Origin of the sequence: Streptomyces sp. NPDC032198 (assembly GCF_040636975.1) — a bacterium.
Lineage (GTDB): Bacteria > Actinomycetota > Actinomycetes > Streptomycetales > Streptomycetaceae > Streptomyces.
The window spans coordinates 41,752-68,022 of record NZ_JBEZVL010000017.1; the positions used below are offsets into that span (position 1 = coordinate 41,752).

At 68.4% G+C, this 26,271-nt stretch carries 23 protein-coding genes and 1 pseudogene; 13 read left to right on the forward strand and 11 right to left on the reverse strand.

Going from position 1 to position 26,271, the window contains the following annotated elements:
* Positions 1 to 28: 28 nt before the first annotated feature.
* The gene (locus AB0E78_RS35815) at positions 29 to 631 is read right to left on the reverse strand and encodes a TetR/AcrR family transcriptional regulator (protein ID WP_361841931.1); all 603 of its coding nucleotides are present in this window, start codon (positions 629 to 631) and stop codon (positions 29 to 31) included.
* Between the two features lie 72 nt (positions 632 to 703).
* Here AB0E78_RS35815 and AB0E78_RS35820 point away from each other — a divergent pair, with 72 nt between their 5' ends.
* Entirely contained in the window at positions 704 to 1,531 is an 828-nt protein-coding gene (locus AB0E78_RS35820) for a class I SAM-dependent methyltransferase (RefSeq protein ID WP_361841933.1), read from the forward strand.
* Between the two features lie 80 nt (positions 1,532 to 1,611).
* Here AB0E78_RS35820 and AB0E78_RS35825 read toward each other — a convergent pair.
* The 5 genes and pseudogenes from AB0E78_RS35825 to AB0E78_RS35845 all read right to left on the reverse strand — a co-directional run.
* Positions 1,612 to 3,076 (reverse strand): annotated as a pseudogene (locus AB0E78_RS35825) (toprim domain-containing protein); the annotation flags it as partial.
* A 43-nt stretch (positions 3,077 to 3,119) separates the two neighbouring features.
* Positions 3,120 to 3,590 carry an ATP-binding protein gene (locus AB0E78_RS35830; RefSeq protein WP_361842384.1) on the reverse strand — a complete coding sequence of 157 codons (471 nt, stop codon included), beginning with the start codon at positions 3,588 to 3,590 and terminating at the stop codon, positions 3,120 to 3,122.
* Positions 3,591 to 3,787: 197 nt separating this feature from the next.
* Positions 3,788 to 5,086: an erythromycin esterase family protein gene (locus AB0E78_RS35835; RefSeq protein WP_361841935.1), complete on the reverse strand. Its 1,299-nt coding sequence runs from the start codon at positions 5,084 to 5,086 to the stop codon at positions 3,788 to 3,790.
* A 69-nt stretch (positions 5,087 to 5,155) separates the two neighbouring features.
* A complete protein-coding gene (locus AB0E78_RS35840) occupies positions 5,156 to 5,851 on the reverse strand; it encodes a CatB-related O-acetyltransferase (RefSeq protein WP_361841937.1) in 696 nt (231 codons plus the stop codon).
* Between the two features lie 148 nt (positions 5,852 to 5,999).
* The gene (locus AB0E78_RS35845; RefSeq protein ID WP_361841940.1) at positions 6,000 to 7,559 is read right to left on the reverse strand and encodes an FAD-dependent monooxygenase; all 1,560 of its coding nucleotides are present in this window, start codon (positions 7,557 to 7,559) and stop codon (positions 6,000 to 6,002) included.
* A gap of 365 nt (positions 7,560 to 7,924) precedes the next feature.
* On the opposite strand from AB0E78_RS35845, the gene AB0E78_RS35850 reads away from it, so the two are divergent.
* A complete protein-coding gene (locus AB0E78_RS35850) occupies positions 7,925 to 8,821 on the forward strand; it encodes a LysR family transcriptional regulator (RefSeq protein ID WP_361841943.1) in 897 nt (298 codons plus the stop codon).
* A 143-nt stretch (positions 8,822 to 8,964) separates the two neighbouring features.
* On the opposite strand, the gene AB0E78_RS35855 is transcribed toward AB0E78_RS35850, so the two are convergent.
* A complete protein-coding gene (locus AB0E78_RS35855) occupies positions 8,965 to 9,591 on the reverse strand; it encodes an SUKH-4 family immunity protein (RefSeq protein ID WP_361841945.1) in 627 nt (208 codons plus the stop codon).
* 428 nt (positions 9,592 to 10,019) lie between these two features.
* On the opposite strand from AB0E78_RS35855, the gene AB0E78_RS35860 reads away from it, so the two are divergent.
* The 3 genes from AB0E78_RS35860 (at position 10,020) to AB0E78_RS35870 (ending at position 11,920) form a co-directional block, all read left to right on the forward strand.
* Positions 10,020 to 11,096, forward strand: a complete 1,077-nt coding sequence (locus AB0E78_RS35860) for a protein phosphatase 2C domain-containing protein (protein WP_361841947.1) — start codon at positions 10,020 to 10,022, stop codon at positions 11,094 to 11,096.
* Positions 11,097 to 11,242: 146 nt separating this feature from the next.
* Positions 11,243 to 11,776, forward strand: a complete 534-nt coding sequence (locus AB0E78_RS35865) for a kinase (RefSeq protein WP_361842387.1) — start codon at positions 11,243 to 11,245, stop codon at positions 11,774 to 11,776.
* Positions 11,777 to 11,791: 15 nt separating this feature from the next.
* Entirely contained in the window at positions 11,792 to 11,920 is a 129-nt protein-coding gene (locus tag AB0E78_RS35870; protein ID WP_361841950.1) for a hypothetical protein, read from the forward strand.
* A 92-nt stretch (positions 11,921 to 12,012) separates the two neighbouring features.
* Here the strand turns inward: AB0E78_RS35870 and AB0E78_RS35875 are convergent, their stop codons facing one another.
* Entirely contained in the window at positions 12,013 to 13,053 is a 1,041-nt protein-coding gene (locus tag AB0E78_RS35875; RefSeq protein WP_361842390.1) for an FAD-dependent oxidoreductase, read from the reverse strand.
* Positions 13,054 to 13,742: 689 nt separating this feature from the next.
* Between AB0E78_RS35875 and AB0E78_RS35880 the strand changes: the two genes are divergently transcribed.
* The 3 genes from AB0E78_RS35880 to AB0E78_RS35890 all read left to right on the forward strand — a co-directional run bounded on the left by AB0E78_RS35880 (position 13,743) and on the right by AB0E78_RS35890 (position 16,985).
* Positions 13,743 to 14,234 carry a calcium-binding protein gene (locus AB0E78_RS35880; protein WP_361841953.1) on the forward strand — a complete coding sequence of 164 codons (492 nt, stop codon included), beginning with the start codon at positions 13,743 to 13,745 and terminating at the stop codon, positions 14,232 to 14,234.
* 215 nt (positions 14,235 to 14,449) lie between these two features.
* Positions 14,450 to 16,099 (forward strand): nitronate monooxygenase, encoded by a 1,650-nt coding sequence (locus AB0E78_RS35885; RefSeq protein WP_361841956.1) that lies wholly within the window; start codon positions 14,450 to 14,452, stop codon positions 16,097 to 16,099.
* Between the two features lie 100 nt (positions 16,100 to 16,199).
* Complete coding sequence (locus AB0E78_RS35890) at positions 16,200 to 16,985, forward strand: metalloregulator ArsR/SmtB family transcription factor (RefSeq protein ID WP_361841959.1); 786 nt, start codon at positions 16,200 to 16,202, stop codon at positions 16,983 to 16,985.
* A 452-nt stretch (positions 16,986 to 17,437) separates the two neighbouring features.
* Here the strand turns inward: AB0E78_RS35890 and AB0E78_RS35895 are convergent, their stop codons facing one another.
* Positions 17,438 to 17,575, reverse strand: coding sequence for a hypothetical protein (locus AB0E78_RS35895; RefSeq protein ID WP_361841962.1), 138 nt, complete (start codon positions 17,573 to 17,575; stop codon positions 17,438 to 17,440).
* Positions 17,576 to 17,704: 129 nt separating this feature from the next.
* Positions 17,705 to 18,517, reverse strand: a complete 813-nt coding sequence (locus AB0E78_RS35900; protein WP_361842393.1) for a GntR family transcriptional regulator — start codon at positions 18,515 to 18,517, stop codon at positions 17,705 to 17,707.
* A gap of 266 nt (positions 18,518 to 18,783) precedes the next feature.
* Here AB0E78_RS35900 and AB0E78_RS35905 point away from each other — a divergent pair, with 266 nt between their 5' ends.
* From AB0E78_RS35905 to AB0E78_RS35925, 5 genes are all read left to right on the forward strand, one after another.
* A complete protein-coding gene (locus AB0E78_RS35905) occupies positions 18,784 to 20,052 on the forward strand; it encodes an extracellular solute-binding protein (RefSeq protein ID WP_361841965.1) in 1,269 nt (422 codons plus the stop codon).
* 120 nt (positions 20,053 to 20,172) lie between these two features.
* Positions 20,173 to 21,078, forward strand: a complete 906-nt coding sequence (locus tag AB0E78_RS35910) for a sugar ABC transporter permease (protein WP_361842396.1) — start codon at positions 20,173 to 20,175, stop codon at positions 21,076 to 21,078.
* On the forward strand, positions 21,075 to 21,911 hold the full coding sequence (locus AB0E78_RS35915) for a carbohydrate ABC transporter permease (protein WP_361841968.1): 837 nt from the start codon (positions 21,075 to 21,077) through the stop codon (positions 21,909 to 21,911). Before AB0E78_RS35910 ends, AB0E78_RS35915 begins: the two co-directional genes overlap by 4 nt.
* A 118-nt stretch (positions 21,912 to 22,029) precedes the next feature.
* Positions 22,030 to 23,595: a beta-N-acetylhexosaminidase gene (locus tag AB0E78_RS35920; protein ID WP_361841971.1), complete on the forward strand. Its 1,566-nt coding sequence runs from the start codon at positions 22,030 to 22,032 to the stop codon at positions 23,593 to 23,595.
* Between the two features lie 65 nt (positions 23,596 to 23,660).
* A complete protein-coding gene (locus AB0E78_RS35925; protein WP_361842399.1) occupies positions 23,661 to 25,031 on the forward strand; it encodes a cellulose binding domain-containing protein in 1,371 nt (456 codons plus the stop codon).
* A gap of 170 nt (positions 25,032 to 25,201) precedes the next feature.
* Here AB0E78_RS35925 and AB0E78_RS35930 read toward each other — a convergent pair whose 3' ends face one another.
* Positions 25,202 to 26,128, reverse strand: coding sequence for an endo-beta-N-acetylglucosaminidase H (locus tag AB0E78_RS35930; RefSeq protein ID WP_361841974.1), 927 nt, complete (start codon positions 26,126 to 26,128; stop codon positions 25,202 to 25,204).
* Positions 26,129 to 26,271: the final 143 nt, after the last annotated feature.

Here is a 26,271-nt window from a genome sequence, read left to right on the forward strand (position 1 = left end):
GTGCCGCCCACCCGGCAAGTCCGAAGTGCTACGTCGGTCGCCGTTGCACGGCGTCGGCGATAACCGCTGTCACGAGCTTGTTGACGGCTGCCGTGGTCGGCGGGCCGGGGTCGCGGTCCGCGAACAGGAGGTGCCCGCCCCCCACCAGGGAGAGGGTGAGCGAGTCGATGTCGGCGTCGGCCGCTATGCAGCCGAGTTCACGCTCGTCGGCCAGATATGCGGAGACCGCGGTCGTGGCCTCGGCGAGGATGGCGATCCCACCCCCGGGCCTGGCTTGCCGCAGTCGCGCGCGCAGCTCGTCCCGGAAGGTGATGAGCGGGATGATCGCCACCGGAACCGGCCCGAACAGGGTCGTCAGCGCGCTGGTGAGGTTGCCGGCCACCGTGCCGGTTCCGGCGGACTCGCGCAGCGCGATCGCCTGCGTCTCGAGCTGCGCGGCCCGGTCGAGCACGAGGTCGGTGAGCAAGGCGTCGAAGTCGGTGAAGTGCCGGTGCAGGACGCCTTTGGCGCAGCCCGCCTCGTCGGTGACGGCCCGGCTGGTCAGCCCGTTGGGTCCGTCCCGCAGGAGCACGCGTTCGGCAGCGTCGAACAGATGCTGACGCGCGTCGCGAAGGTGTACCCCAGTCGGCATCCACAGGTCCTCTCGTGCGTCAACTCGCTGCCAGCCATGGCGTAGTGGGCATGCGCCCACTAAGGTGGGCGCATGCCCACCTTACCGCGAGAGCAACCGGATCCATCCCGGTCGGAGCCGCACAAGGCCCGCCGGATGGCCGAGTCATTCGGCGCTGACGCGCAACGCTACGACCAGGCCCGGCCCAGCTACCCCGATGAGTTGGTGGCCCGAATCGTCGCCGACATTCCGGGAGTTGACGTGCTCGATGTCGGCTGCGGCACCGGTATCGCAGCCCGCCAGTTCCAGGCCGCCGGCTGCGCCGTGCTCGGCGTGGAGCCTGATGCGCGGATGGCCGACTTCGCCCGAGCTCGTGGCCTGCAGGTCGAGGTGGCGGACTTCGAAGCCTGGCAGCTGGTCGGGCGGACGTTCGACGCGGTCATTGCCGCTCAGTCGTGGCACTGGGTGGATCCGGCCGTCGGCGCCGTGAAGGCGGCGCATGTGCTGCGTCCGGGCGGTCGGTTGGCGATCTTCGGGCACGTGTACGAGCCGCCTGCCGAGGTGGCCGAACCGTTCGCCGCTGCCTATCGGCGGGTGGCGCCCGACTCCCCGCTCAACGGTCAACCGGCCCGACGTCCACTCGACCTCTACCGGGCGGCCTACGCGAAGGTCGCCGACAAGATCCGCGAGACCGGACAGTTCGAGGAGCCCGAACAGTGGCGATTCGACTGGGAACAGTCCTACACGCGTGACCAATGGCTGGACCTGCTCCCCACGACCGGCGGCCTCACCCAACTCCGTCCCGATCAGCTGGCCGAGGTGCTGGACGCGGTGGGGGGAGCCATCGATTCCCTGGGCGGACGCTTCACGATGACCTACACCACCTTGGCGGCGACCGCCGTACGCGCCGGCACCTCTTGAGCGGATCAGCCAAGTCCCCACCGTCTCCTGGTCGCAAGCGCCCCCGTCGCCGAGGCAATGGGCTCGCCCCCGGCTGGGGCTCAGATGTCGAGGAAGCGGACGTCCTTGGCGTTGCGTTGAATGAAGGAGCGGCGCGCTTCGACGTCTCCACCCATCAGAACGGAGAAGAGATCGGCGACGGCGGCGTCGTTCAGGCTCACCTGGCCCAGGACGCGGTGGTCGATGTCCATGGTGGTGATGCGCAGTTCCTCCGCGTTCATCTCTCCCAAGCCCTTGAAGCGCTGGATCGAGTCGTCCTTGATGCGCCGCCCCTGCTGGCGGCCCTGTTCCATGAGGGCGTCGCGTTCCCGGTCGGAGAAGGCGTACTCGGTGTGCTCCCGGCTCCACTTGACCTTGTAGAGCGGCGGCCGGGAGATGTAGACGTGCCCGTGCTCGATCAGCGGCCGCATGAAACGGAACAGGAACGTCAGGAGCAGGGTGTTGATGTGCTGGCCGTCGACGTCGGCATCCGCCATCAGAATGACCTTGTGACAGCGGAGCTTGGCGAGGTCGAAGTCCTCGTGGACGCCGGTGCCGAAGGCCGAGATGAGGGCCTGGATCTCCTGGTTGTGCAGGATTTTGTCGATGCGCGCCTTCTCGACGTTCAGGATCTTGCCGCGGATCGGCAGGATCGCCTGGAACTCGGGATTGCGGCCGGACTTGGCCGAGCCGCCTGCGGAATCGCCTTCGACGATGAAGATCTTGGACCTGCCCGGGTCGTTGGACTGGCAGTCGGAGAGCTTGCCGGGCAGGGCCGTTGACTCCAGCAAACCCTTGCGGCGGGTCAGATCCCGCGCCCTGCGCGCGGCCCCCCGCAGTGGCCGCCTGAATGCTCTTGCGTACGACATCCGCAGCCTCGTTCGGGTTGCGGTCGAACCAGTCCGACAACTGCTCGTGCACGACCTTCTGTACGAACGTGCGCGCCTCGGTGTTGCCGAGCTTGGTCTTGGTCTGGCCCTCGAACTGGGGCTCGCCGAGCTTGACCGAGATGGTCGCGGTCAGGCCCTCGCGGACGTCCTCACCGGAGAGGTTGTCGTCCTTGTCCCGCAGGACCTTTCGCTCGCGGGCGTACCGGTTGACGATCGTCGTCAGCGCGGTACGGAAGCCCTCCTCGTGGGTGCCGCCGTCGTGGGTATGGATGGTGTTGGCGTAGGAGTAGACGCTGTCGGTGAACTGGCTGTTCCACTGCATCGCCACCTCCACCGACAGCAGACGCTCGCTGTCCTCGGCGGAGAAGCCGATGACGGTGGGGTGGACCACCTCGCCCTTGCGGGCGTTGAGGTGCGAGACGAAGTCGCTGATGCCGCCGTCGTATCGGTAGGTCAACGTCTTCGCCCGCTGCTGCCTGGCGGTGTCCGAGCCCGCCACGTCCGCTGTCGCGGTGGCGCGCGCCTCGGGCCGTTCGTCGGTGACGGTGAGGGTCAGCCCTCTGTTGAGGAACGCCATTTCCTGGAAGCGGCGGGCCCGGGTCTCGAACGAGTACTGAGTGGTCTCAAAGATGGAGCCGTGTCCAGGTGATGCGGGCGCCAAAGGATGAGGCCAGCAGCGGTCACATCTGGCGGCCGACCGCGTCCCCGCCGGGGTCGTCGGCCAGCACGACGGCCGCCGTGATCTGCTTGCCCACCGGCTCCCGGTGAACGGCGAAGCTCTGGCAGACGGCCATGACGATCTCCAAGCCGTGCTGCCCGATCCGGCCCGGGTCGGCTGTCAGGACGGCCGGAAGAGTCGTGTTGCTGTCCCACACGCTCACCTGGACGGCGCCACCTTGGATCTCCAGCGTCAGCAGACACGGGCCGGGGGCGTACTTGCGGGCGTTGGTCACCAGTTCGCTGACCACCAGCTGCACCATGTCCATCGCCCGCCTGGACACCGGCAGCCCATGGAGGGCCTGCACTTCGGTCAGGAAGGAACGGGCCAGGTCACGGGCTTCCGCGATCTCTTCGCTGCCCTCGAACGCAGCGGAAACCGATTCCGATCCGCCGAACAGCGACTGTCGGCCGTCAGCCCCCGCGTGGTCCATACAGTCCGCCCCGGTATCCGCAATGCCACCCGTCATGCGGACCGTCTACCCGCAAAACGCCGACGAACGCAGCACGCGCCCTCCGGAAATCGGCGTACCCAGAAGACACCGACACCTCGGCATCCTCCGGGCGCGGCGCGGCACTACGTCGTCGAAGCGGGCCTTCCTCCCCTTCCTTCCCTAGACCTCTGTCGTGCTCAGGCCGTGGTGAATCCGTCAGCCACCGTCGAGGTCGGGACGTTGAGGATCGCGTCGAATGCCTCGACGACGGGGACGTGCAGATAGGCACCTTGTATCCGGGTGCGGTCGGGGGCCGTGGTGAGGCCCGTACCGTCACCGGCGTCCGCGCGTGCCCGGCGGAGAGGGGCGAGGGCGAGGCCGGGCCCTGCCTCGGCGAAGGCCGCTTCGACACTTCCCTGCTCGGGCGGCTGCAGCGCGGTGGGGTCGACGGTGAAACCGAAGGGTGCTTCCTCGTCGGGGCTCATGTCAGCGGTGTGCCCAGTGGTGCTCGTCAGGCCGAGCGCGAAGTAGTCGTCACCCAGGGCGTCGCGCAGGTATTGGCCCATGGGGAACCCGGTGAGATTGCCGTTGAAGGACACCGGTGTCGTCTGGATGTGGGCGTTGTGGGCCATCAGCACACAGCGAGCGCCGGCTTCGTTGCGCCGCAGATGCCACAGAACCGACTCGGCCATGTAGGCGTCCCTGGCGGAGGTGTCTGCGGTGAGCCCATTCCCGGCGAAGAGGCCCGCCATGGCACGGAAGGTGTGGTCGCCCTGGCAGGCGGCCTGAAGACGTCGCAAGGCGATGTCGTAGCCGTGCTGATCACTTCGTGAGACGTACAGCGGCCGGACGGCGTGGAAGCGGGTGAGCAGGCGAGCCAGGGTCGCGGTGAGGGCGTCCTGTTCCGCGGTGGGCAGGCGGGCCCACGCGGGCGCGGCGTCGGCTGCGGAGCCTCCGGCGAACGACTTGGCGATGCGTGTCGCCGTCTCGATCGCCGGCAGGGTTTCGGGATCGACGTGGCGCAGGTAGTCGGTGACCGGGGTCAGGGCGGGGAGCAGCGACCCGCCGGCCGCCGGGATGTCGATGCCGGCGAAACGCACCGGTGGTGATGCCGTGCGGTTGTGTCGGCGTATCCACCGCAGTGGCTCGTCGACTCCCACGGGGATCGTTGCGGCGAGGTGGGCCGAGAGCTCGCTTTCGGGGCCTTCGCCCTGGGCCCATGCGTCGAGGGGGAAGCCTTCGCTGAGGCCGTACTCGAAGGCCAGGATGGTGAAGCCGCAGCGTTCGACGAGGTAGCGCAGGATGCGCTGGCGCAGGTGCGCGAACTCGTTGATGAAGTGAGAGTTCTCGCCGATCGCGACGACGCGCGCGTCGCCGACGAGGGCTTCCAGCGGCTCCAGGTCGTCGAGAGGCGCTTCGGGGTCGAGGTGGGTGAGCGGGACGGAGTGGGCGCGAAGCCAGTCGGCGAAGGGGCTGTGAGGGGGCGAAGTGGGCATTGCTGAGTACTCGTCTCTCGGTGCTGGGTGCGGGGCGGCTGCCTTGGAGCCAATCATTCTGTGCCGGGATTAATCAACGGCCGCCGTGGCAGTGTGAGTCGCCGAGTTGTGAGATGGCCTGACTGAGTGTCCTGGCGCCGCACTCTCCAGGTCCTGGACGCTGCCGGACATGATGGTTCGCAGGTGCTCGGTGATGCACGCGATGGGCCAGTCCCACCAGGCCACCGACAGCAGCCGGGCGACCGCCCTCTCGTCGTAACGGGTGCGGATGAGGCGGGCGGGGTTGCCACCGACGACTCCGTAGTCGGGTACATCCCCGGTGACCACGGAACCGGCAGCGATGATCGCGCCGTGTCCGATACGTACGCCGGGCATGACGGTCGTACCGAAGCCGAACCAGACGTCGTTGCCGACCACGGTGTCCCCGCGGTTGGGCAGGCCGGCGAGCAGGTCGAAGTGCTCGGCCCACGAACCGCCCATGGTGGGGAAGGGGAAGGTGGACGGCCCGTCCATCCGGTGGTTGGCACCGTTCATGAGGAACCGCACCCCGGTGCCCAGCGCGCAGAACTTCCCGATGACGAGCCTCTCGGGCCCGTAGTGATAGAGGACGTTGCGGGTCTCGAAGGCGGTAGCGTCGACCGGATCGTCATAGTACGAGAACTCCCCGACCTCGATCAGCGGGGACGTCACGAGGGGCTTGAGCAGCACCACTCGGGGCTGGTCGGGCATCGGGTGCAGGAGGCTGGGGTTGGCGGGCAGTGGCAAGGGGAGGGGGTCCTTTCGGGGAGAGCGTGCATGGGTGCGGGTGCGGGTGCGGGTGCTCGGGCGCTGGTGCGAGGTCGAGGTCCCGCGTCCCCGGGTGCGCGAGCGTGCATGGGCGGCCACCGGCCCTACAGACGCGGTGACTTCGTCGTCACCGGGGTGCGCCGAACCAGGTGGAGAGCGCCTCGCGTAGGTCGGGAGCGCTCGTGTCGGTGGGCTCGTCGACAGCGGCGGCCCAGGCGATGTGCCCGTCAGGACGGATCAGAAGGGCGTCGGCCGGACGATCGTCGGTTTTCGCCGTGTGTACGTCGACGCGTTGCCTCCAGCCTCCGGCGGCCTCGCGGACGTCCTCACGGTCGGCGAGGTCCAGAAGGACCGGCCGTGCGGTGTGCATGAGCTTCGCGACGCTGGTCGTGCCCCGTTCACCGTGCAGGCGAAGGTCGGGGGCGAACGTGCCGGACAGGGCGTGCGGGGAGGCGCCGGGCATCGGATAGATGATGTCGGTGCCGGCGATGAGGGCTCCCATGCGGCGTAGCGGGGCTTCGTCGGTGAGCAGTTCCTGGAAGACCTCACGCAGAGCTTCGGCGGCCGGATCGTGGGCACGTCGCAACGCGACCTGTGCCTGGGTGTGGAGCATGGTGCGGGCCGCGGCGAGGTGGCGTTCGCTGTGGTACGTGTCCAGAAGGCCGGTGTGGGCCCAGTCGTTGACGGTGGGGCCGGTATATGCCTGGCCGTTGACGGCGGCGGCCAGTTTCCAGGCCAGGTTGACCGCGTCGAGCATGCCGGCGTTGAGCGCCACACCGGTGGCTGGGAACAGGTGTGCCGCGTCCCCGGCCACCAGAATCCGCCGGTCGCGGTAGCGCTCGGCCTGGTGCGCCCTGAAGGTGAACCGCGAGAGGCGCAGGGCGGTCGCCACCGGGACCTGGAGGCCGAGCACGCGCTGGATGCTGCCCTGCAGTTCGGTCACGGTCATCGGGGTGTCGTCGTCGTAGGCGGTGGCCTCGTCCTCGACGGTGTACAGGGAGACGGTGGTGTCCGTTGGCGAGGCACCGATGCCGAACAGGCCGTGGTCGGTCCGGGTGAACCCGGGGCGGATCGTGTCGTGGCCGGGGAGGTCAAGGCCGCCGTCGTCCCGGATGGTCACTGCCTCGGACAGGGTGACCTGCGCCAGCCGGTTGACCTCGGGGTAGGTCGTGCCAGGGAAAGCGAAGCCGGCCAACTCCCGAACGCGGCTGCGCGCACCGTCACAGCCCACCACGTACCGGGCTCTCAGCCGGCGTGTTCCATCTGGGCAGCGTGCGTCCACGGTCACCCCGGCCTCGTCCTGGCTGACGCCGACCACCCGCCGTCCACGGCGTATGTCGACGTCCAGTTCCCCGGCGCGCTCCTCAAGGAGCTGCTCGAGCTGGGGTTGTGGCAGCGGGAGGGCGTGCATCGGAGGGTCTTGCAACGAGGTGAGGTCCACGTGCACGCCTCCGAACGGGAACCGCGGCGCCGGGAGCTGGCCTGGGCAGGCCGCTTCGTATCGTTCCAGCAGCCCGCGGTAGCGCAGCAGTTCCAGGATCTGGCCGCCCAGCCCGCCTGCCTTCGGAATGTCCCGGCGCTGGGCATGCTGCTCCAGAACTACAGGCCGAACGCCGGCCAGACGCAGCTCGCCTGCCAGCATCAGGCCGGTGGGACCGGCGCCCACAATGATCACATCGGCGTCCATGCAGCCTCCTTGGTCGAACGGCGGGTGTCGTGCTCTTTGGTCTGTTGGGTCTGTTTGAAGTGACCGCTCGTACCCTTCCGGGGCCGACTGCCGAGGCAACGGGTCCCTCATACCTGCGGCCGGAGACGGTCTCGATGACGAGGAGGAACGGACGGTGGCAGCGACGGTGGCGGCGCCCCAACAGCTAATGCGGCGCCTCTTCGTAAGGCTCATGCGACGGACCGGACGGGCACCGGCGTGTGACCTGGACCTGGAAGGCGACGGAAGCCCAGTTTGGAAGACGCCGACGATGCGATCAACGCTGGATCGCGAGCTACAGTCATAAGCAAAAGTGATCGGCGGCGGGTCAGTGGCGGAGCGGCATCATGGAACTGCGGGACATCGAGATCTTCCTGACGCTCACAGAGGAACTGCACTTCGGCCGCACCGCCCAGCGACTGCGTCTCTCCCAGGCACGGGTGAGCCAGTCGATCGCAGTGCAGGAACGCCGACTGGGCGGCGTCCTGTTCGACCGCACCACCCGCGCCGTCGAACTCACGGTGCTCGGCAAGCAGCTACGAGACGACCTGCTCCCGGCGTACGGCGCCATCCGCAAGGCACTCGCCGACGCGACCGAGTCGGCCCGAGGCGTTTCGGGCGTGGTCAGGCTCGGTGCCATGGCCGCTTTGCCCTCCGCGATCGAATGGCTCGTGCGGGCCTACCGAGAGCGACACCCGGGCTGCGACGTCGAGTTCGTCGAGTTCCACTTCAGCGACCCCCTCACCCTCGTCCTCGCCGGCGAGGTGGACCTCCAGCTCATGTGGCTGCCCGTGCCCCAGCCCGACCTCGAACCAGGTCCCGTGGTGTACAGGGAAGGACGCGTACTGGCCGTTGCGGAAGGTTCTGACCTCGCCACACGCACCCACGTCTCGATCGAGGACCTGGCCGGTCGCACCGTCCTCGACCCTGGAACTCGCGTACCCAGGCAGTGGTTCACAGCGATGTGCCCGGAACGGACGCCAAGTGGGCATCCGATCCACCGCGGCCCCCGTGCGGAGACCTTCCACGAGGTTCTGGCCCTGGTCGCGAGCGGGAGAGCGGTGTGCCCGCTCAACGCACACGTGTCCCGCTACTACCGCTACCCCGGCGTCACTCTCCTCCCGATCACGGACGCCCCACTCACCGAATGGGCACTCGCTCGCCCCCGCACCGCTCCACCCCCTCACGTCGCCGCGCTTCTTGCGACGGCACGCGAACTCGGGCCTCGTACGTCAGGGCCGTGACTCACAGCATCGACCAGGACTAGCCAGGCGCGGTCGGCAGTGGCGTTCTGAACGTCGGCCGCCGTGACCAACGCCGCCCGTAGCAGGCCGGGGATGCCGATGCTGATGCTGCTGCGCTTGCGGACCACGCAGCAGGCAGGTGATCACCCGAACCGCGAGCGGGCCCCGGGGCTGTCGCCCTTGAAGCGCTGGCCCGCGGCGATCTCCTCGCCGACGATTGCCCAGACGGATTCGTCGTCCTCGAAGGGCAGGGGGTCAAGGCTGCTCGTCTCCTGACGGATACGCTCGACCTCGCGATCCAGCCGTTCGAAGTCGGCTTCCTCGTCGCCATCGTCACCGTCGCTGCCGCTGAAGGTGAACTCATCGAGCAGGCGCTGGAACCGGAGGGTGACCTGGACGAGGGAGGAGACGTCCGTGTGCAGTTCCTGCGCGGTCCCCTCGTCGGGATCGAAGGCGTACACCTTGCCGGAACCGGGGTCGAAGGCGAGGTGGGCGTTGAGCAGCCAGCCGATGACGGGCCACCGGCCCGCGTCCTCCGGGGCGTCCTCGAAGTCTTCGGTCTCGACGACGTCCTGGATGAGGGGCAGCAGACCGGAGTCCTCGTCGGGTTCCCGCAGCCAGAGCGTCCCGGTGGGGACGCCGACGGTCTGCAGGAGACGGGCGCCCTCGCTGTCCGTGGCGGAGGGCGGAAAGGCGTTGGCGGGCAGGGTCGCGAGCCGGTCCGCGCCGAAGATGTCGGCGAGTGCGCTGCGGGTGACGTCGAAAAGCACTGCTGGAACTCCGAACTCGGCGCGGGCACGGGCGCCGTGGGACTCTTGACGGACGGAAGCGGTCACCACCACAGCGCTGCGGATCGAAACGCTTCCGGCGACTCCGATTCTGCCCCACCAGCTGACCCGCCCTCTCATGGAACGGGCTTGCTGTCCGAGGGCGAGAGTTCACATCTTCGACCGCCGAGCAGCAGACCTGCTGATCGACTCAGCAGCGCAAGGTCACCGTTCGGGCAGCTTGCGGCGCAGGTTGTCCATCCCTTCCCGCGCCGTTACTGCCCAGCTGAGGGACGCTCTCTCGTAGCCGATTGTCTTGCACGGGAGACGATCTGGCGGGCCGGGAAACGGCTCATGGTTGACCTTCACCTTGGGGGAGGCCACAGGATCGGCGGGGCCGGGTGAGGTGCCCGGCATGAGGAGGAGCGAGCATGGAGTTGCTGACCATCGGGGCGTTCGCGAAGGCGTCCCGGCTGTCACCGAAGGCGCTGCGTCTCTACGACGAGCTTGGCCTGTTGACTCCGGTACGCGTCGACCCGGTCACCGCCTACCGCTTCTACGCACCAGATCAACTGGATCAGGCCCGACTGGTCGCCTGGCTCCGTCGCCTGGGAATGCCGCTGGCCCGCATCCAGCACGTCTGCGCGCTGGAGACAGGCCCCGCGGCCCAGGAGATCCGCGCGTTCTGGGCACAAGTCGAAGCCGACACCACCGCACGGCGAGACCTGGCCGCTTTCCTCATCGACCACCTGTCCCGGAAGGACTCTGCCATGCCCCCTGCGCCCAAGCCCCTCGGTATCCGTTACGCCGCACTCTCTGACACAGGCCTGGTCCGCGAAAGCAACCAGGACACCGCCTACGCCGGCTCCCGCCTGCTCGCTGTCGCGGACGGCTTCGGCAGGGGAGGGGCCCGGGCAAGCGCGGCTGCCGTCAACGCGTTCAAGCACCTCGAAACCGACGGCGTCCCGGCGGGGAACCTCCTCAACGTCCTCGAAGACGCCATCGAACAGGCCAAACAGGCCGTGCACGATGCTGGCACCGGCGCCTCACGGGAAGAAGCCGGGACCACCCTCACCGCAATGCTCTGGACCGGTGCACAACTGGCCCTCGTCCACATCGGTGACTCGCGCGTCTACCTCCTGCGCGACGGAGAACTGTTCCAGATCACCCACGACCACACCAAGGTGCAGTCCATGGTCGACGAAGGACGCCTCAGCCCCGAAGAAGCCACCTCCCACCCTCAGCGGTCCCTGCTGATACGCGCCCTGGGCCAAGGAGCCGACACCACCGCCGACATGCGCCTGCACAACGCCCAGCAGGAGGACCGGTATCTGCTCTGCTCCGACGGCCTGTCCACTGTCGTGCCGATCGAAGAACTCCGCCGGGTACTCTCCGAAATCCGCGAGCCCGAGCAGGCCGTCCGCGAACTCATCACCCTCGCCAATGGCTTCGGCAGCCCCGACAACGTCAGCTGTGTGGTCGCCGACGTTCTGGAGCTCCATGACTAGGCAACGGGAACGGGAACGGCCACCGGCCTTCCAGCCAAGCCAGGAGGGCGAAGCCAGCGCTGCTCGCGGCCAGCAGATCCACTTGGCCACAGACGGGGGATGAGGTCCGGCGATCGTCCCTGACTGCCGGTAGCCTGCGGCGCGTGATGGTGGGCACAGAGAACACGAGACTCGTCGTCCTACGGGGCAATAGCGCTTCGGGAAAGTCGTCCGTCGCGGCCGGTATCCGTGACCGCTTCGGCCGCGGCTTGGCCTGGGTGGAGCAGGACAACCTGCGCAGGATCGTGCTGCGCGAGCGGGACCGGCCCGGCGCGGCGAACATCGGCCTGATCGATCTGACCGCCCGCTACGCCCTGGACGCCGGCTATCACGTGGTGGTCGAAGGAATCTTGTACGCCGACCACTACGGCGAAATGCTCACCCGGCTGCGCGCGGACCATCGCGGCCCGTCGCACGGCTACTACCTGCATGTGCCGTTCGAGCAGACACTGGCGCGCCACGCCACCAAACCCATCGCGCACGAGGTCGGTGAGCCACAACTGAGGGACTGGTACCGGGAGCTCGATCTGCTGTCCGGCGGGCTCGAGACGGTCGTCGAGGCCGACAGCACCCTCACCGACACAGTCGACCGCATCATGCTGGACACCGGCCTGGCCGGCCTTCCCGCGATGGAGCACTGACTGATAGCGACTGCAATGCCGGTCTCTTCGGCCGGCCGTCTGCGCGACAGTCTCCGCCACGCGGCCGTTTCCGACCACGAGCCGATCGTCGACTGCCCCGACTTCAAACGCACCGTCGACGATGTGCCCCGTACCGCGGGCTGATGTGCCCCGCACTGCGAGCTGACCCGAGTGGGCTCTCCAGTGTGAGGTGCCCTATCGGCGATGCCGTCGAGACGTGACGTCGAGAGGTGACGTCAGCGTACGCGCGGGCGGCAACGCTGGAGCTCGGGCGCTGGTTTGCCGGTCACGAGTTCGTCGGCGATGAGCCGTCCGGCGGTGGGCGCAAGGGTGATGGCGGAGTGCATGACGGCGACGTAGACGGATCGATCGTGTGTCGCGTAGCCGATGATGGGCCCGTGTGCCGGCATGGGACGCAAACCCGTGCGGTAGCCCAGCAAACGGCACTGGTCGCCTCCTTGGAAGGCATTCTTCAGGTGCTGGAGCGCATCTTGAGCGGCCCGCTCAGATGCTGCTGCTGTGTCTTCAACATGGGGTACGACGAGCAAGAGGGTGCCGTCCTGTACCTCTCGGGCCTCGAACTCAGGCTTGGCCACAATGGTCTTGACCAGGCCAGAGGGTGCTGCGACTCGCGCGAGGGTGGCGGGGGAGGCGGCAATGGCCAGGTCGGCCGAGAGCGGTTCGCAGAGCTGGGGGATGCCTGTTCCGGCAGTGAGTACGACGGTGGTGGCGGGGTGGAGGCCGCGCGATGTCAGCACTCCCTCGACGTGTCCGTTGGCCACCTGCAGGGAGGTGACCACGGTGTTGTGGTGCACGGTTGCTCCATGAGCGCAGGCGGCTGCCACGAGTGCGTGGGCCATGGCCGTTGGGTCGACGCCTGCGTCGCTCGGGGTGTGGATGGCTTGGCCGGGCGGATGTCGGAGATTGGGTTCCAGGAGTGCGATGTCGCTGCGTCCGATGCGGAACTGGTCTGGCCCCGGCCGCGAGTCCTCAGCCGGTGTGTCGGCCCAGGACAGCGAGCCGGTCCGGCGGACGGTGACGTGGGGCAGCTCGGCCTCCAGGCGTCGGTAGTCCGCCAGGGCGTACTCACGGAGGACTTGCGCTCCGCCGGGCCAAAGGCCCCCGGCGCCGCGGATCCAGGCGAAGGAGCCTCCGGTGACCCCGGTGGCCGGTGCAGGTCCTTGCTCGAGCAAGGTGACCGGCACACCTCGGCGGGCCAGGTGGTAAGCCACAGAAGAACCGACGATTCCCGCACCGACGACAACCACGGCTGACATGAGGTCCTTTCCGATCGACAGGTCAACGACCGTTCGGGCTGGGGCTGCAGCCGTAGAGATAACAGTCGGGTCGCGGCCCCGGCGGCGCAACGGGATTTGCTGTTACTCGGCTTACTCAGCCGGTCTCGGCTTGTTCGGCCCGGGGGTTCGGCTCGGGCGAGCTGGTTGGACTCGGTGCCGGTCCGGGTGATCGCGACGCTGTTCTTCGCCGCTCGCTCGGTGAGGACCTTGAACACCGTCGGCTCGTCGTCGCCTCGCTCATCACGAGAACGGCACCGAACCGCGGCGCGATACCGAGCGGGCTCGCTGGCAGTGGTGCTGGCCGCACTGGCCGTTCATGTCTCATCGGAGAGTTCGCGCACGGAGACACGTGGAGATCCGCGTCCCGAAAGGGCTCCGCGCCCAGGAGGCACGACGTGGAAGGCGTAACAGCCTTCCACCGTGGTCTCGGTCACGAAGATGAATGCTCTCGGCGGTCCCTGACCGAGCATTTCGGCGATGACGGTGATCGATTCGCCTTCCCTCTTGGTGCGACCCCGCTTGCACGCTGACTGCGCCGCTGAACCGTGACGACAACGGGATGTCTCGGCAACAACCGATGTCGGCACCGCTTCGGGGGCCACCCCGGTCCACAACGGCGACCGGGAATCGCCCTGGCCGAGCCGCTCATGTGGATTTGCCTTGCGCCTATGAATGAGCTGCGCAAACGCAAGTACGAGCGATGGTTCCGCGCCGCGGACGTCGACGGTGACGGTGCGATATCGCGGCAGGACGTCGTCATGATGGGCGAACGCTACGTCCAGGCCAAGGGCATTCCCTCCGACTCCCCGCAGGCCCGGCAGACGTACGACACCATGCACGGGTTCTGGGAGTCCGTGATCGCCCCCGCCGACGCCGACAAGGACGAGAGGGTGACCTCGGCGGGGGTGGCGCAGGCGTTCGCCGCCACCTTCACTGATCGCGCTCGCTATCCCGAGGAGCTCGCGCCGGTCGCCGACCGCTTCTTCGACCTGGCCGACAGCGACAGCGACGGCGCGATCAGTCTCACCGAGTTCACCGCGCTCGACCTCGACGCCTCTGGATCCCTGTCGCGGGCCGAGTATCACCAAGCCGCGTCCGAGTTCTTCTATGGAGACGATCCCGACTCGCCTGCCATCCACATCTTCGGCCGTCTCACATAGGGGGAGCGGCTCCCGCGCGCACCTCTACGCCACTGTTTCCCCCTGGCGGTGGCTCGCTGGGGCGGGCCCAACAGCCACCGCCCGGAGGCCTTTGGTCACCAGCACTCGGGCCTTTCGGCGTGGGGTGCGCGGGGGCCGGTGGCGAAGACTGGGTTCCTGGCTCAACCTACGGTTCCGTAGGTTGAGGAGCGCGAGGAACGAGGTGGGGCATGTCGATGGCCACGACGAGCGGGGAACTGCCCAAGGTCATCCAGGGAGGGATGGGTGTGGGTGTCTCCGGCTGGCGCCTGGCCCGAGCCGTCAGCCGTGCCGGGCAGCTCGGCGTCGTGTCGGGCACGGCTCTCGATGCCCTTCTGACGCGCCGGCTCGAGACCGGCGACCGGGGCGGAGACGTGCGCCGCGCCCTCGCGGCCTTCCCCGTACCGGAGTTGGCAGCCGCAGTCCTGGACCGCTTCTACGTCGAAGGCGGTGTCGCGGCGGGAGAGCGTTTTCGTGCGCAGCCCATGCTGCGGGTCGAGCGCGGGGAGCTGGCCGAACTGCTCACCGTGCTCGGGAACTTCGTCGAGGTGTGGCTCGCCAAGGAGGGACACCGGGCCCCGGTCGGGATCAACTACCTCGAGAAGATCCAACTGGGCCTCGCTCCGGGCCTGTTCGGGGCGATCCTCGCGGGGGTGGACTGCGTCCTGGTGGGCGCGGGCGTTCCGGGACACGTCCCCGAGATGGCGCGCCGACTGGCGCGGATGCAGCCGGTGAGCACGCACATCCGACTCGACGGGGCCCAGGAGGACTACGTTCACTCCTTCGACCCGGCCGCCCTGCTGGGTCGCACGGCCCTCGGGACGGCCGGGTCGAAGGAGCAGGGCTGCCAGTGCGGAGGCGAGGGTGGGGGAGAGGGGAAGGGGGTCGGATGTCGCGGGAAACTGCCCGCTGAAGGACAGCGGCAGGTGCAGGACGTGCGGATCGAGTCGCTCGACCCCGCCGTACGTTCGTCCACCGCCCCCAATCCCCCTACCACCCGCGCGAGGGGTATCGCCGGATCCCTGCGACGCCCGCACGTTCTCGCCATCGTCTCGCTGCCACTCCTGGCCTCCTACCTGGCCCGCGACGAAGCGACCACGCCCGATGGGTTCGTGATCGAGACCCATGGCGCGGGCGGTCACAGCGCCCCGCCCCGCGGTGCTCTGCGGCTCGACGCGGAGGGGGAACCCGTATATGGGCCGCGGGATCACCCTGACCTGGCCAAGATGGCGAAGATCGGCATTCCCTTCTGGCTCGCGGGTGGCGCCGCCCACCCCGAACGGCTCGCGGCGGCCCGAGCGTTGGGCGCGGTCGGCGTGCAAATCGGCAGCGCGTTCGCGCTCTGTGAGGAGTCCGGCATGGAGCCCGGTCTGCGCCAGGCGCTGAGGGCCCGGGCCCACGCCAAAGAGCTGAAGGTGCGCAACGATCCGATGGCATCGCCCACCGCATTCCCCTTCAAGGTCGCCGAGTTGGCGGGCACCCTGTCCGACCCCGCCGTGCGCACAGCCCGTCGCCGCGTCTGCGACCTCGGCTACCTGCGTGCTCCCTATCGCACCGCCGGCGGCGCGATCGGCTATCGCTGTTCCGCCGAACCCGAGGCCGCCTATCGCCGCAAAGGTGGCTCGGACGCCGACACCCAGGGTCGCCTGTGCCTGTGCAACGGCCTGCTCGCCACCGTCGGGCTCGGCCAGCGTCGCCCTCGTGGAGAGGACGAGCCACCTGTCCTCACCTTGGGACAGGACCTGGACTTCCTCTCGGACCTGAGCCCGGACGGCGGCCCCTACCGGGCGGTCGAGGTAGTGGAGTGGATGACGAGGGGCGGGCGCGCAGCTGCGACCGCAGGGTAATACCGACGCATCAGGCCCCCCTCGCAGCGTCGTCCCACCTCCTCCCCGCTTGACATGCAACCAAATGGTTGCCAATTTGGTGGGGAGGGGGTTGGATGACATGGACGAGGCGTTCAAGGCGCTCGCGGACGCCAGTCGCAGGCAACTGCTTGACCGGCTGAACGAACGGTCCGGGCAGAGCCTGCGCGAACTGTGCGCTGAGCTGGACATGACCAGGCAGGCGGTGTCCAAGCACCTGGCGGTGCTGGAGGGCGCGGGCCTGGTCACAGTGGTCCGGCACGGCCGGGAGAGGCTGCACTACCTCAACCCCGTCCCCATCCACGACATTGCCGACCGCTGGATCGGCCAGTACGAGCGGGGCCGGATGGCCGCGCTCAGCAACCTGAAGCATGCCCTGGAAGGAACGGCTATGAGCAAGCCCGAGTTCGTCTACACGATCTACATCCGCACCACGCCCGAGAAGCTCTGGGAGGGACTGACCAGCCCGGAGTTCCTGAAGCAGTACCACGGAGGCTATGCACCCTCCTCCGACTGGAAGGTCGGCTCGAAGGTGCTGTGGCCGGTCGAGGACGGCGGCGAGCCGCAGGACCTCGGCCAGGTCGTCACCGAGTCGGAGCCCGGCAAGCGGCTCGCCTACACCTGGCACACGCTCCAGCCGATGCACGCGGAGATGTTCGGCATGAGCGATGCGGAGTTCGCCGAGGCGGCCAAGGAGCGCTCGAAGGTCACCTTCGACATCGAGCCGGCCGAGGAGCCGGAGCTCGGCGTGAAGCTGACCCTCACCCACGACGGCTTCACCTCGGCCGACTCCAAGATGCTCGAGGGCGTCAGCGGTGGCTGGACCATGATGATGTCGCACCTGAAGACGCTGCTCGAGCAGGCCTGACCGCGTCTCGATGGGCCACTGTCAGCGGATCGGCCGCCGCCCCTTCCTGCCTCTGCGGGTATCAGCCCGTTCTGACGGAGCGTCGTGCTGGTGACCTTGGCCTTTGGCCCTTGTGGAGCAGTCGTGTCCGTCGCCGGGCAGGCCCACGACGTGCAGTACGGGCTCTTCGCCTTCGGGGATCCGGAAAGTGAAGTTCGCTCCTGAGGGGATTGTTGTGAGGGAGCACTGGTCGCCGAAGGTCAGCGGGGGTAGGGCTGCCAGGGGCAGGCGGCCTTGTCCAGGGCGGACACCCCATCCGCGTGTGTGATCCGTGCGGGGAGGGTCCCTGTCCCCCCGACAGCCGACGGTGGGAGGTCGACGGCGTCACGCCAGGTCTGAAGGCAGATGAGAGCGACCTTGCGGCAGTGGCAGACACTCAGCTCAAGGTCTCCGTAGGCGTAGAGCCGGGGCCACTATCTGTTCCGGCTCATCGTTCCGATGTCCCAGGGGTCGCCGAGCGCTGCGGTTACATCGTTCCAGTCGGCTCCGCTGAACACCGGGCCCAGACGGCCCGTCCTGGCCATGCCGGTCAGGACATCAAGTAGCTGCACGAGGCGTAGCCTGGCAGTCGCCCTGACCAGCAGTCCAATGTCTTGATGGGTCCGCCCGCAGCATCCGACCGCTCGCCAACCGGGGTCGACGGGACGCGTGTCCTGCAAGCCCCGGCCCTGCCGCCCACTTCAGATCGCCTGCACATCGCCGTGGGTCGAGGAAGCGACCGTGTCGCGGTGGGCGAAGTCGCCGGGTGGGATGCCGGGGTGGTGGCTGGGCTGTGGTTCCGGTGCGGTCGCGGCCGGGCCGAGGGTGAGCCGGGAGACGATGCGGTAGCGGTCGCCGCGGTACAGCGAGTGCACGTACTCGACCGGGCAGCCGGAATGGTCCGAGGTGAGCCGCTCGACCAGCAGGGCGGGGGAGAGCTCGGGCACATCGAGCACCTCGGCCTCGGCCCGGGTCACCACCGTCGGCTCGATGGTCTGGATCGCTTCGCGGACGTGAACATTGTGATGCTCGCTCAAGTGCTCGTACAGATCGCCGTTCTCCAGCTCCTGCGCGGAGAGGCCGGGCACCAGATCGGCACGGATGTGCAGGTGCTCGATGGCCATCGGGGCGCCGTCGACGAGCCTAAGACGGGCCACGTAGACGATCCGGGCGGCGGGGGAGAGGCGCAGCTTGCGGCCGACGCGGGCGCCTGCCTGGATGGTGGTGAACTCCAGGAGCCGGCTGGACCAGGCGCCCCCCGCGCGCGGCACCTTCAGCCCGTGCGCGGGCGAGATCAGCTCCTGGGTGATTTTCTCCGGAGCGACGAACATGCCGCGTCCGTGTTCGCGGACGAGAACACCCGCCGCGACCAGTTCATCGACGGCCGCGCGCAGGGTGGGGCGCGAGACGCCCAGGTCCGCGCAGAGCGCACGCTCGGAGGGGATGGGATCGCCGGGGTGCTGTGACTCGACGAGCTGCAGGAGGTGGTCACGGACCCGCTCCCGTTTGAGCACCGCTCCCGAGGAGCGCCGCCCGACCCCCGCCTTTGCCGTCCCGCCCGTGTCGTTCGCGTCGGTGGTCACCTTCCGCCCCCTCTTGCCGTACGACCAGCTGTCTGACCAGTGCACCACGAAAGCATGGAGATCGACAACCAGATCATTAACTCCCGTGGTTGCAGCGGGGGTTGACGCATCCAATGGTCTATGCCAGCTTTCTCCCTCACCAGAGGTCACCTGACCAGTTAGAAGCTGGTCAGGTCCGGCACCCCCAGAGGTGAACCGTGAAGTTCCGTTTCCTTGCCGGTGTGTCCGCGCTCGTCGCGGTCGCCGGGCTCAGTGCCTGTTCGTCCGGCTCCGGTGACGGGGACTCCGCCGGCGGCAGGAAGAGCGCGATCGATGTGTGGCTGATGCGCGACAGCGTCTCGGCCGCCTTCCAGAAGGACTTCGAGAAGGGCTTCGAAGCCGCGCACCCGGACATCGACGTCCGCATCCAGATCCAGGAGTGGGACGGCATCGGCGAGAAGGTCACCGCCGCGCTGGCCAGCAACGACGCCCCCGACGTCATCGAGACGGGCAACACCCAGGTCGCCCAGTTCGCGCAGAGCGGCGGCCTGCTGGACCTGAGCGACAAGGTCGACGACCTCGGCGGCGACGCCTGGCTCAAGGGACTCGCCGAGCCGGGAGCCTGGGAGGGCAAGCAGTACGGCATCCCGTACTACGCGGCGAACCGCGTCGTCATCTACCGCAAGGACCTCTTCGAGAAGGCCGGCGTCGACGCCACCGCCATCAAGACCCGTGGCCAGTGGACGGTGGCGACGAAGAAGCTCAACAAGGGCTCACAGCAGGGCATTTACCTGCCTGGGCAGAACTGGTACACCTACGCCGGCTTCGTCTGGGACGAGGGCGGCGACCTCGCCACCGAGTCGGACGGCACCTGGAAGGGCTCGCTGGACAGCCCCCGGGCGCTGCGCGCCATGGCCTTCTACAAGAAGCTGCAGGCCCTGGGCAAGGGCCCCAAGGACTCCGACGAGGCGCAGCCGCCGCAGGCCGAGGTCATGGCCAAGGGCCAGGTCGCGCAGATCATCAGCACGCCGGGCGGAGCCAACGTCGTCACCCAGAACAACCCCGAACTCAAGGGCAAGCTGGGCTTCTTCCCGATCCCCGGCAAGACGGCCGACGTCCCCGGCGCGGTCTTCACCGGCGGCTCCGACCTGGTGATCCCGACGGTGTCGCAGCACCACGAAGCCGCGTACACCTTCGTCAAGGAGCTGACCGGCGACGCCTGGCAGAAGAAGCTGGCCGTCGCCATGAGCTACGTCCCCAACAAGACCACGCTCGCCGGCGCGGTCGCCTCCGACCCGGGCGCCTCCGCCATGGCACAAGGAGCGGCCGTGGGACACGCGACGCCTAACACGCCGGGCTGGGCCGCCGTCGAGGCCAAGAACCCCATCAAGGACTACTTGACCGCCGTCCTCACGGGAGGCGATCCGAAGCGCAAGGCCGCCGAGGCGTCCGACGCCATCACCAACGCCATGAAGTCCGGCTCCTGAAGCGCCCGTTGACTGCCCCGCACCGACCCGTTGACCGCCCCGCACCGAGAGGAGTGCGCCGTGACGATCGTCCGTGACCCGTTGGACCCGGTGGTCTCCCGCCCGCCTCGGCGTACGCCGATCACCAGCCGCCGCGCCACGACGTCCGGCATCTGGCCGTACCTGCTCGTGGCGCCCGCGGTCCTCGGAATGCTGTATCTGCTCGTCTACCCGCTGGCGCGGGCCGTCCTGATCTCCTTCCAGGACTTCGGTCTGCGCCAGCTCATCCTCGGTGACGCGCACTTCACCGGCTTCGACAACTACACGCAACTGCTGTCCGACCCCCGGTTCTGGACCGTGGTGCGCCGCACCTTCCTCTTCATGGCCGTCAACGTCGCACTGATCATGATCCTGTCGACACTCGTGGCCCTGATGGTGGAGCGGCTCGGGCGGTTCGGCCGCACGGCCGTGCTCAGCGCGCTCGTGCTCACCTGGGCGATGCCCGTGGTCGCGGCGACCACCGTGTTCCAGTGGCTCTTCCACTCCGAGTTCGGGATCGTCAACCACGCCCTCACCGGCCTCGGCTTCAGCAGTTTCGAAGGCTATCCGTGGCTGGCGCACGGACCGGCGGCGTTCGCCATCCTCGTCACCCTGGTCGTGTGGCAGTCGGTGCCGTTCGCGGCGATCACGCTGTACTCGGCGCTCACCACCGTGCCCACCGAGCTCTACGAAGCCGCGCGCATCGACGGCGCATCCGGATTCCGCATCTTCCACGCCGTCACCCTGCCGATCGTACGGCCGATCTTCATGCTCGTGCTCTCCCTCGAAGTCATCTGGACGTTCAAGGCGTTCGTGCAGATCTGGGTGATGACCCGCGGCGGCCCCGGCGACGCCACGACGATCCTGCCGGTCTACGCCGTGCAGATCGCACTGGCCCAGCAGCGCTACGACCTGGGATCGGCTGCGTCGATGCTGACCGTGCTGCTCATGTCCGGCGTGCTGATCGCCTACTTCCGCCAGATGTTCCGACAGGAGAATGAGCTGTGACGACCTCGCGCGCACTGCGCCGCCTGCCGCTCAACATCGCCGCGACCGTGACGGTCGTCGTCTGCCTCTTCCCCGTCTACTGGATGGTCACCACCGCCTTCAAACCGGCACGCGACATCCAGTCCGACACCCCTCAACTGCTTCCGCAGAGCTGGACCCTCGACCACTTCCGGCGTGCCATCGACGCGGACGGATTCGGCCTGTTCTGGCGCAACAGCGTGCTCGTCACCCTGGGTGCCGTCGCCCTCGCCCTGCTCGTCGCGCTCGGGGCCTCGTTCGCCGTGGCCCGGATGCGCTGGCGCGGACGCCGCCAGTTCATGCTCATGGTGTTCATCGCGCAGATGGCTCCGTGGGAGTCCCTGATCATCCCCGTCTACATCATCTCCCGGGACACCGGGATGCTCGACCGGCTGCCGACACTGACCCTCGTCTACTTCATGATGACGCTGCCCTTCACCGTGGTCGTGCTGCGCGGCTTCATCGCGACGATCCCGGCGGAGCTCGAGGAGTCGGCGCAGGTCGACGGCTGTACCCGGCTCGGCGCGTTCCGGCACGTGGCGCTCCCGCTGCTCGCGCCCGGCCTGATGGCCACGTCGCTGTTCGGCTACATCACGGCGTGGAACGAGTTCGCCTACGCCAACTTCCTGATCATCAAGCAGCAGGACCACCGGACGCTGCCGGTGTGGCTGTCCTCGTTCCACAACACCTTCGGCACCGACTGGGGCGCCACCATGGCCGCCTCGACCCTGTTCGCGCTGCCCGCGCTGGCGATCTTCCTGCTGCTGCAGCGGCACGTGACATCCGGGTTCGCCGCCGGCGCCGTCAAGGGCTGAGCCGCCCCTGCGTCCGACCCCCGCCGTGCCTGCCCTGCCACTGCGCCCGACCTGCCACCGCACGTGACCCGCTACAGCGCCCGTCCCGCATCCCTCCCGCCCGCACCGGAGGTCCGCCGTGCCCGCGCCCCGCCCCGCACTCGTGCCCGCGCCCACCCAACTGACCTACCGCCCGGGCCACTTCACGCTCAACCCGGACACCACACTGCGCATCACGCCGGGCGCCGAACCCGCCGCCACCCTGCTGCGCACCCTCATCGCGCCCGCCACCGGACTCCCGCTGAGCCCCGCCACCGACGGGCCGTTCGTTCTCGCCCTAGACCCCGGACTCGGCGGGCTCGGCGCGGAAGGCTACGGCCTGACGATCTCGTCCGACGCCGTCCTGTTGCGAGCCGCCCACCTCACCGGCCTGCTGCGCGGCATCCAGACGATACGTCAACTGCTCCCCGTCCAGGCTCTGGCGAACCGCGCCCGGCCGGGCGTGCCCTGGCGCCTGCCCTGCGTCGAGATCACCGACGTACCACGGCACGCCTGGCGCGGCTTCATGCTCGACGTGGCACGCCACTTCCAGCCCGTGGCATTCCTGCGCCGCTACGTCGATCTGCTCGCCCTGCACAAACTGAACGTGCTGCATCTGCACCTCACCGACGACCAGGGCTGGCGCCTGCCGGTCGCCGACTATCCGCTGCTGACCGAGGTGGGCGGACGGCGTGCCCAGTCAATGGTGGGCCCCGCCGGGTCGGGCGTCTTCGACGGGATGCCGCACGAAGGGAGCTACACAGAAAGGGAATTGCGCGACCTCGTCACCTACGCCGCCGTCCGAGGCGTCACCATCGTGCCCGAAGTGGAGATGCCCGGCCACACCCGCGCGGCCCTGGCCGCCTACCCCGAACTCGGCACCGCCCCCGGCCGCCGGCTCGACGTGTGGACCCGCTGGGGGGTGTGCGACACGGTCCTCGGCGTCCACGAGCCCGTCCTCGACTTCTGCCGCACCGTCCTCGACACCGTCCTGGACATCTTCCCCTCCCCGTACGTGCACGTCGGCGGCGACGAATGCCCCACGACCGAGTGGGCCACAAGCCCCGCCGCACAAGAACGCATCAAGGCCGAAGGTCTTGCAGGAACAGGCGAGTTACGAGGATGGTTCCTCGGCCAGGTCGGCGACCACCTCCTTGGACGCGGCCGGATCCCGACCGCGTGGGCCGAGACGGGGGAGGGCCTGCCGCCCGAGTTCACCGTCATGACCTGGCGCGATCCCGAGCACACCCGCATCGCCCTCAAGCGCGGCCACAACGTGGTCAGCAGCCAGCACAGCGCCGCCTACCTCGACTACGCCCAGTCCGCGTCCCCGGCCGAACCACCCGCCCAGCCCGGCCTCGTGGTCGATCTCCGCAGTGTTCACGACCACGACCCTCCCGAGGGCCCCGCCTCGGGAGGTGAACTCATCGGCGTACAAGCCCAGTTGTGGACCGAATTCGCCCCCACCGCGGAACACATCGACTACCTGGCCTTCCCCCGGCTAGCTGCGCTCGCCGACCGGGCCTGGCACGGCGCCTCCCCCTGGCCCCTGGCACGCGCACGCCTGATCGCACACGGCGACAGGCTCGCCGCACTCGGCGTGCGGCACGGACCGTTCGACCCGTACGTCCCCGTCCCCCACCGTTTCGGAGAGGAATCGACATGAGTCCCGCACGAAAGCCCTCCCGCCCCGCGCTCACGAGAACGGCACGCTTCGCCCTCGTCGCCCTGATGGGCTGCACCAGCCTGGCCGCGCTGCCCGCCGCCGAGGCCGGCGCCGCCGCGGGCGCCGTGTCGGTGCAGTACCACACCGGCTCCACCGGCAGCGACCAGGCCGAACCGTGGCTGAAGGTGAAGAACACCGGCACGTCCTCCGTGGCCCTGAGCGGCGTGAAGCTGCGCTACTACTTCAAGGCCGACTCGGCGAGCGCCACTTACCGCTTCGCCTGTTCATGGGCTGTGAAGGGCTGCGGCAACATCACCGGCACCTTCGGCACGCTCGCCCACCCGACCGCCACCGCCGACCGCTATCTGGAGATCGGCTTCAGCTCGGGCGCCGGTTCGCTCGCTGCCGGAGCCGACAGCGGCGACCTCCAGCTCCGGTTCTACCGCTCCGACTGGCAGTCCCTGAACCAGCGGGACGACTACTCCTTCAGCGCCGCGCAGAGCTCCTACGCGAACTGGTCGAAGGTCACCGCCCAACTGGAAGGAGCGACGGTCTGGGGCACCGCCCCCGAGGGCAACGACCCCACAGATCCGACCGACCCCACCGACCCCACCGATCCGCCCGGCCCCGGCGGGACCCTCTTCGACGACTTCAACTACACCAAGTACGACGACCCGGCCATCTCCGCGCACGGCTGGAACGTACGCTCCAACTCCGGTGGCCCCGGAGTGCCAGGAGCGACCTGGGCGCCGCAGAACGTGACGTTCTCCTCCTCCGGCGGCAACTCCGTGATGAACCTGGAGACGTCGACGGCGGGCACGGGCGAGAGCACCAAACAGACCGAAGTGCTCACCAAAGCCCTGAAGTTCAAGAACGGGACGTATGCGGCGCGCGTGAAGTTCAGCGACGCGCCCAAGAGCGGACCGGACGGGGACCACCTGGTGCAGACGTTCTTCACCATCAACGACCTCAAGGCGCCGATGGCGGACGACTACGCCGAGTACGACTTCGAGTACCTGCCCAACGGCGGCTGGGGCGAGCCGTCGAACATCCTCTACACGACGTCCTGGGAGACCTACAACCCGGACCCCTGGCAGGCAGTCAACCAGCACACCGAGAGCCGGCAGAGCTACGCGGGCTGGCACGACCTGATCGTCACGATCGACAACAACTCCATCCGCTACTACATCGACGGGCAGCAGTTCGGCACGCACGACGCCGCGTATCTGCCGGAGCGGCCCATGTCGATCAACTTCAACCAGTGGCTGATCGACCTCGCCGGACAGACCAGCACCAGCCCGCGCGCGTACGACCAGCAGGTCGACTACGTCCTGCACGTCAAGGACCAGGTCCTGACCCCCGCACAGGTAGCCGCCAAGCTGGCCGCATACCGCAGCGCGGGCACCGCCTTCGAGGACACGGTGCCCTCCTCGTGAAGTGAGAGAAGCTCACGGACAGCCGGTGCCCGCCCACCTGCGTCGTGGTGCGGGCACCCGCGTGACCGCGCCTCCGACATCGTTGTCGAAGGCGCGGCCTGCACGGTTCGCGGCCCTACGGGATGCGGCAGGCCCCAGGGGAGCGGCGTGCGACGGGACCTACCGCTGCCTTACGGCGTGTAGACGGCGCCACTGCCGTACAGATCCCTGGTGAACGCGGAGACGTCGGCGCTGCGGTCGGTGCCGTCGAGGTTGTACGTCAGATAGACGCCGTATCCCTCACTGACGGTGCGACGGGCGAGGCTGGCGGATGTGCTCTGCGAGGTTCCGCCGATCTCGACGGCCGCCGGCGACAGCTTCGACTTGGGCAGTGCGATGCCGGGGACCTGCCAGCTGCCGTAGTACGGGTTCCAGGCGTAGTCGAACTTGGAGGAGATGTTGACGCCGCCGTAGGACAGCCGGGACGCGGCCGGGCCGATGTTGTAGAGGCTGATGATCTTGTTCGGCATGTTCGCGCGCAGTGCCGTCACCAGGTGCACGAACGAGCTGGCGTTGGGCTGGCCGGTGCCGTTGTTGCCGTACTCGGCGTATTCGTCGTCGAAGTCGATGCCGTCGAGCCCGTACTTGGTCACGGTGTCCGACAGCTGCTTCGCGAAGGCCGAGGACGCCTGCTGGGACGGGAAGTTGGCGAACCCGGCACCTTGGTGGTTGCCGAGCACCGACAGGACGACCTTGATGCCCTTCTGCTGCAAGGGCCGTATCTCCGTGACAGCGTTGTCAAGGACGCGCTGCACGTTCTCGTTGAAGTGCAGATACGCCGCCTTCTTGCTCGTGTCGTAGTTGATGTTCGCCGCGAAGATCACGGCGACGTCGAAGACGTTGCCACCGCCGTTGGCGAGGGTGTACTTGCCGACATTTCGCATGCTGTTGTTGTTCACCTCGACGTACGCCACCGAGGTTGGCCCCTGTTTCGCGGCGGGAGCGGGAGCGGGGGCCGCTGCCGCGCCGGTCGTGGCGGTCGTGCCGAAGGCGAGGGCCGCGACGGCCGAGAGTGCGAGCGCGGCCACCCGCACTCTGCTCCGTACCAGAGTGAACATCGTTGATCGGTCTCCCATCGTGTGGTCGGCGCCCGGTTGTTCGGAAGCGCCGAGTGAAGCCTCCGAGTTTTCTGCGCCTGTGACTGAATCCTGAGAATCATGCGCGAACTCTTCACGGCTTACACATGCGCCTCACGACAATC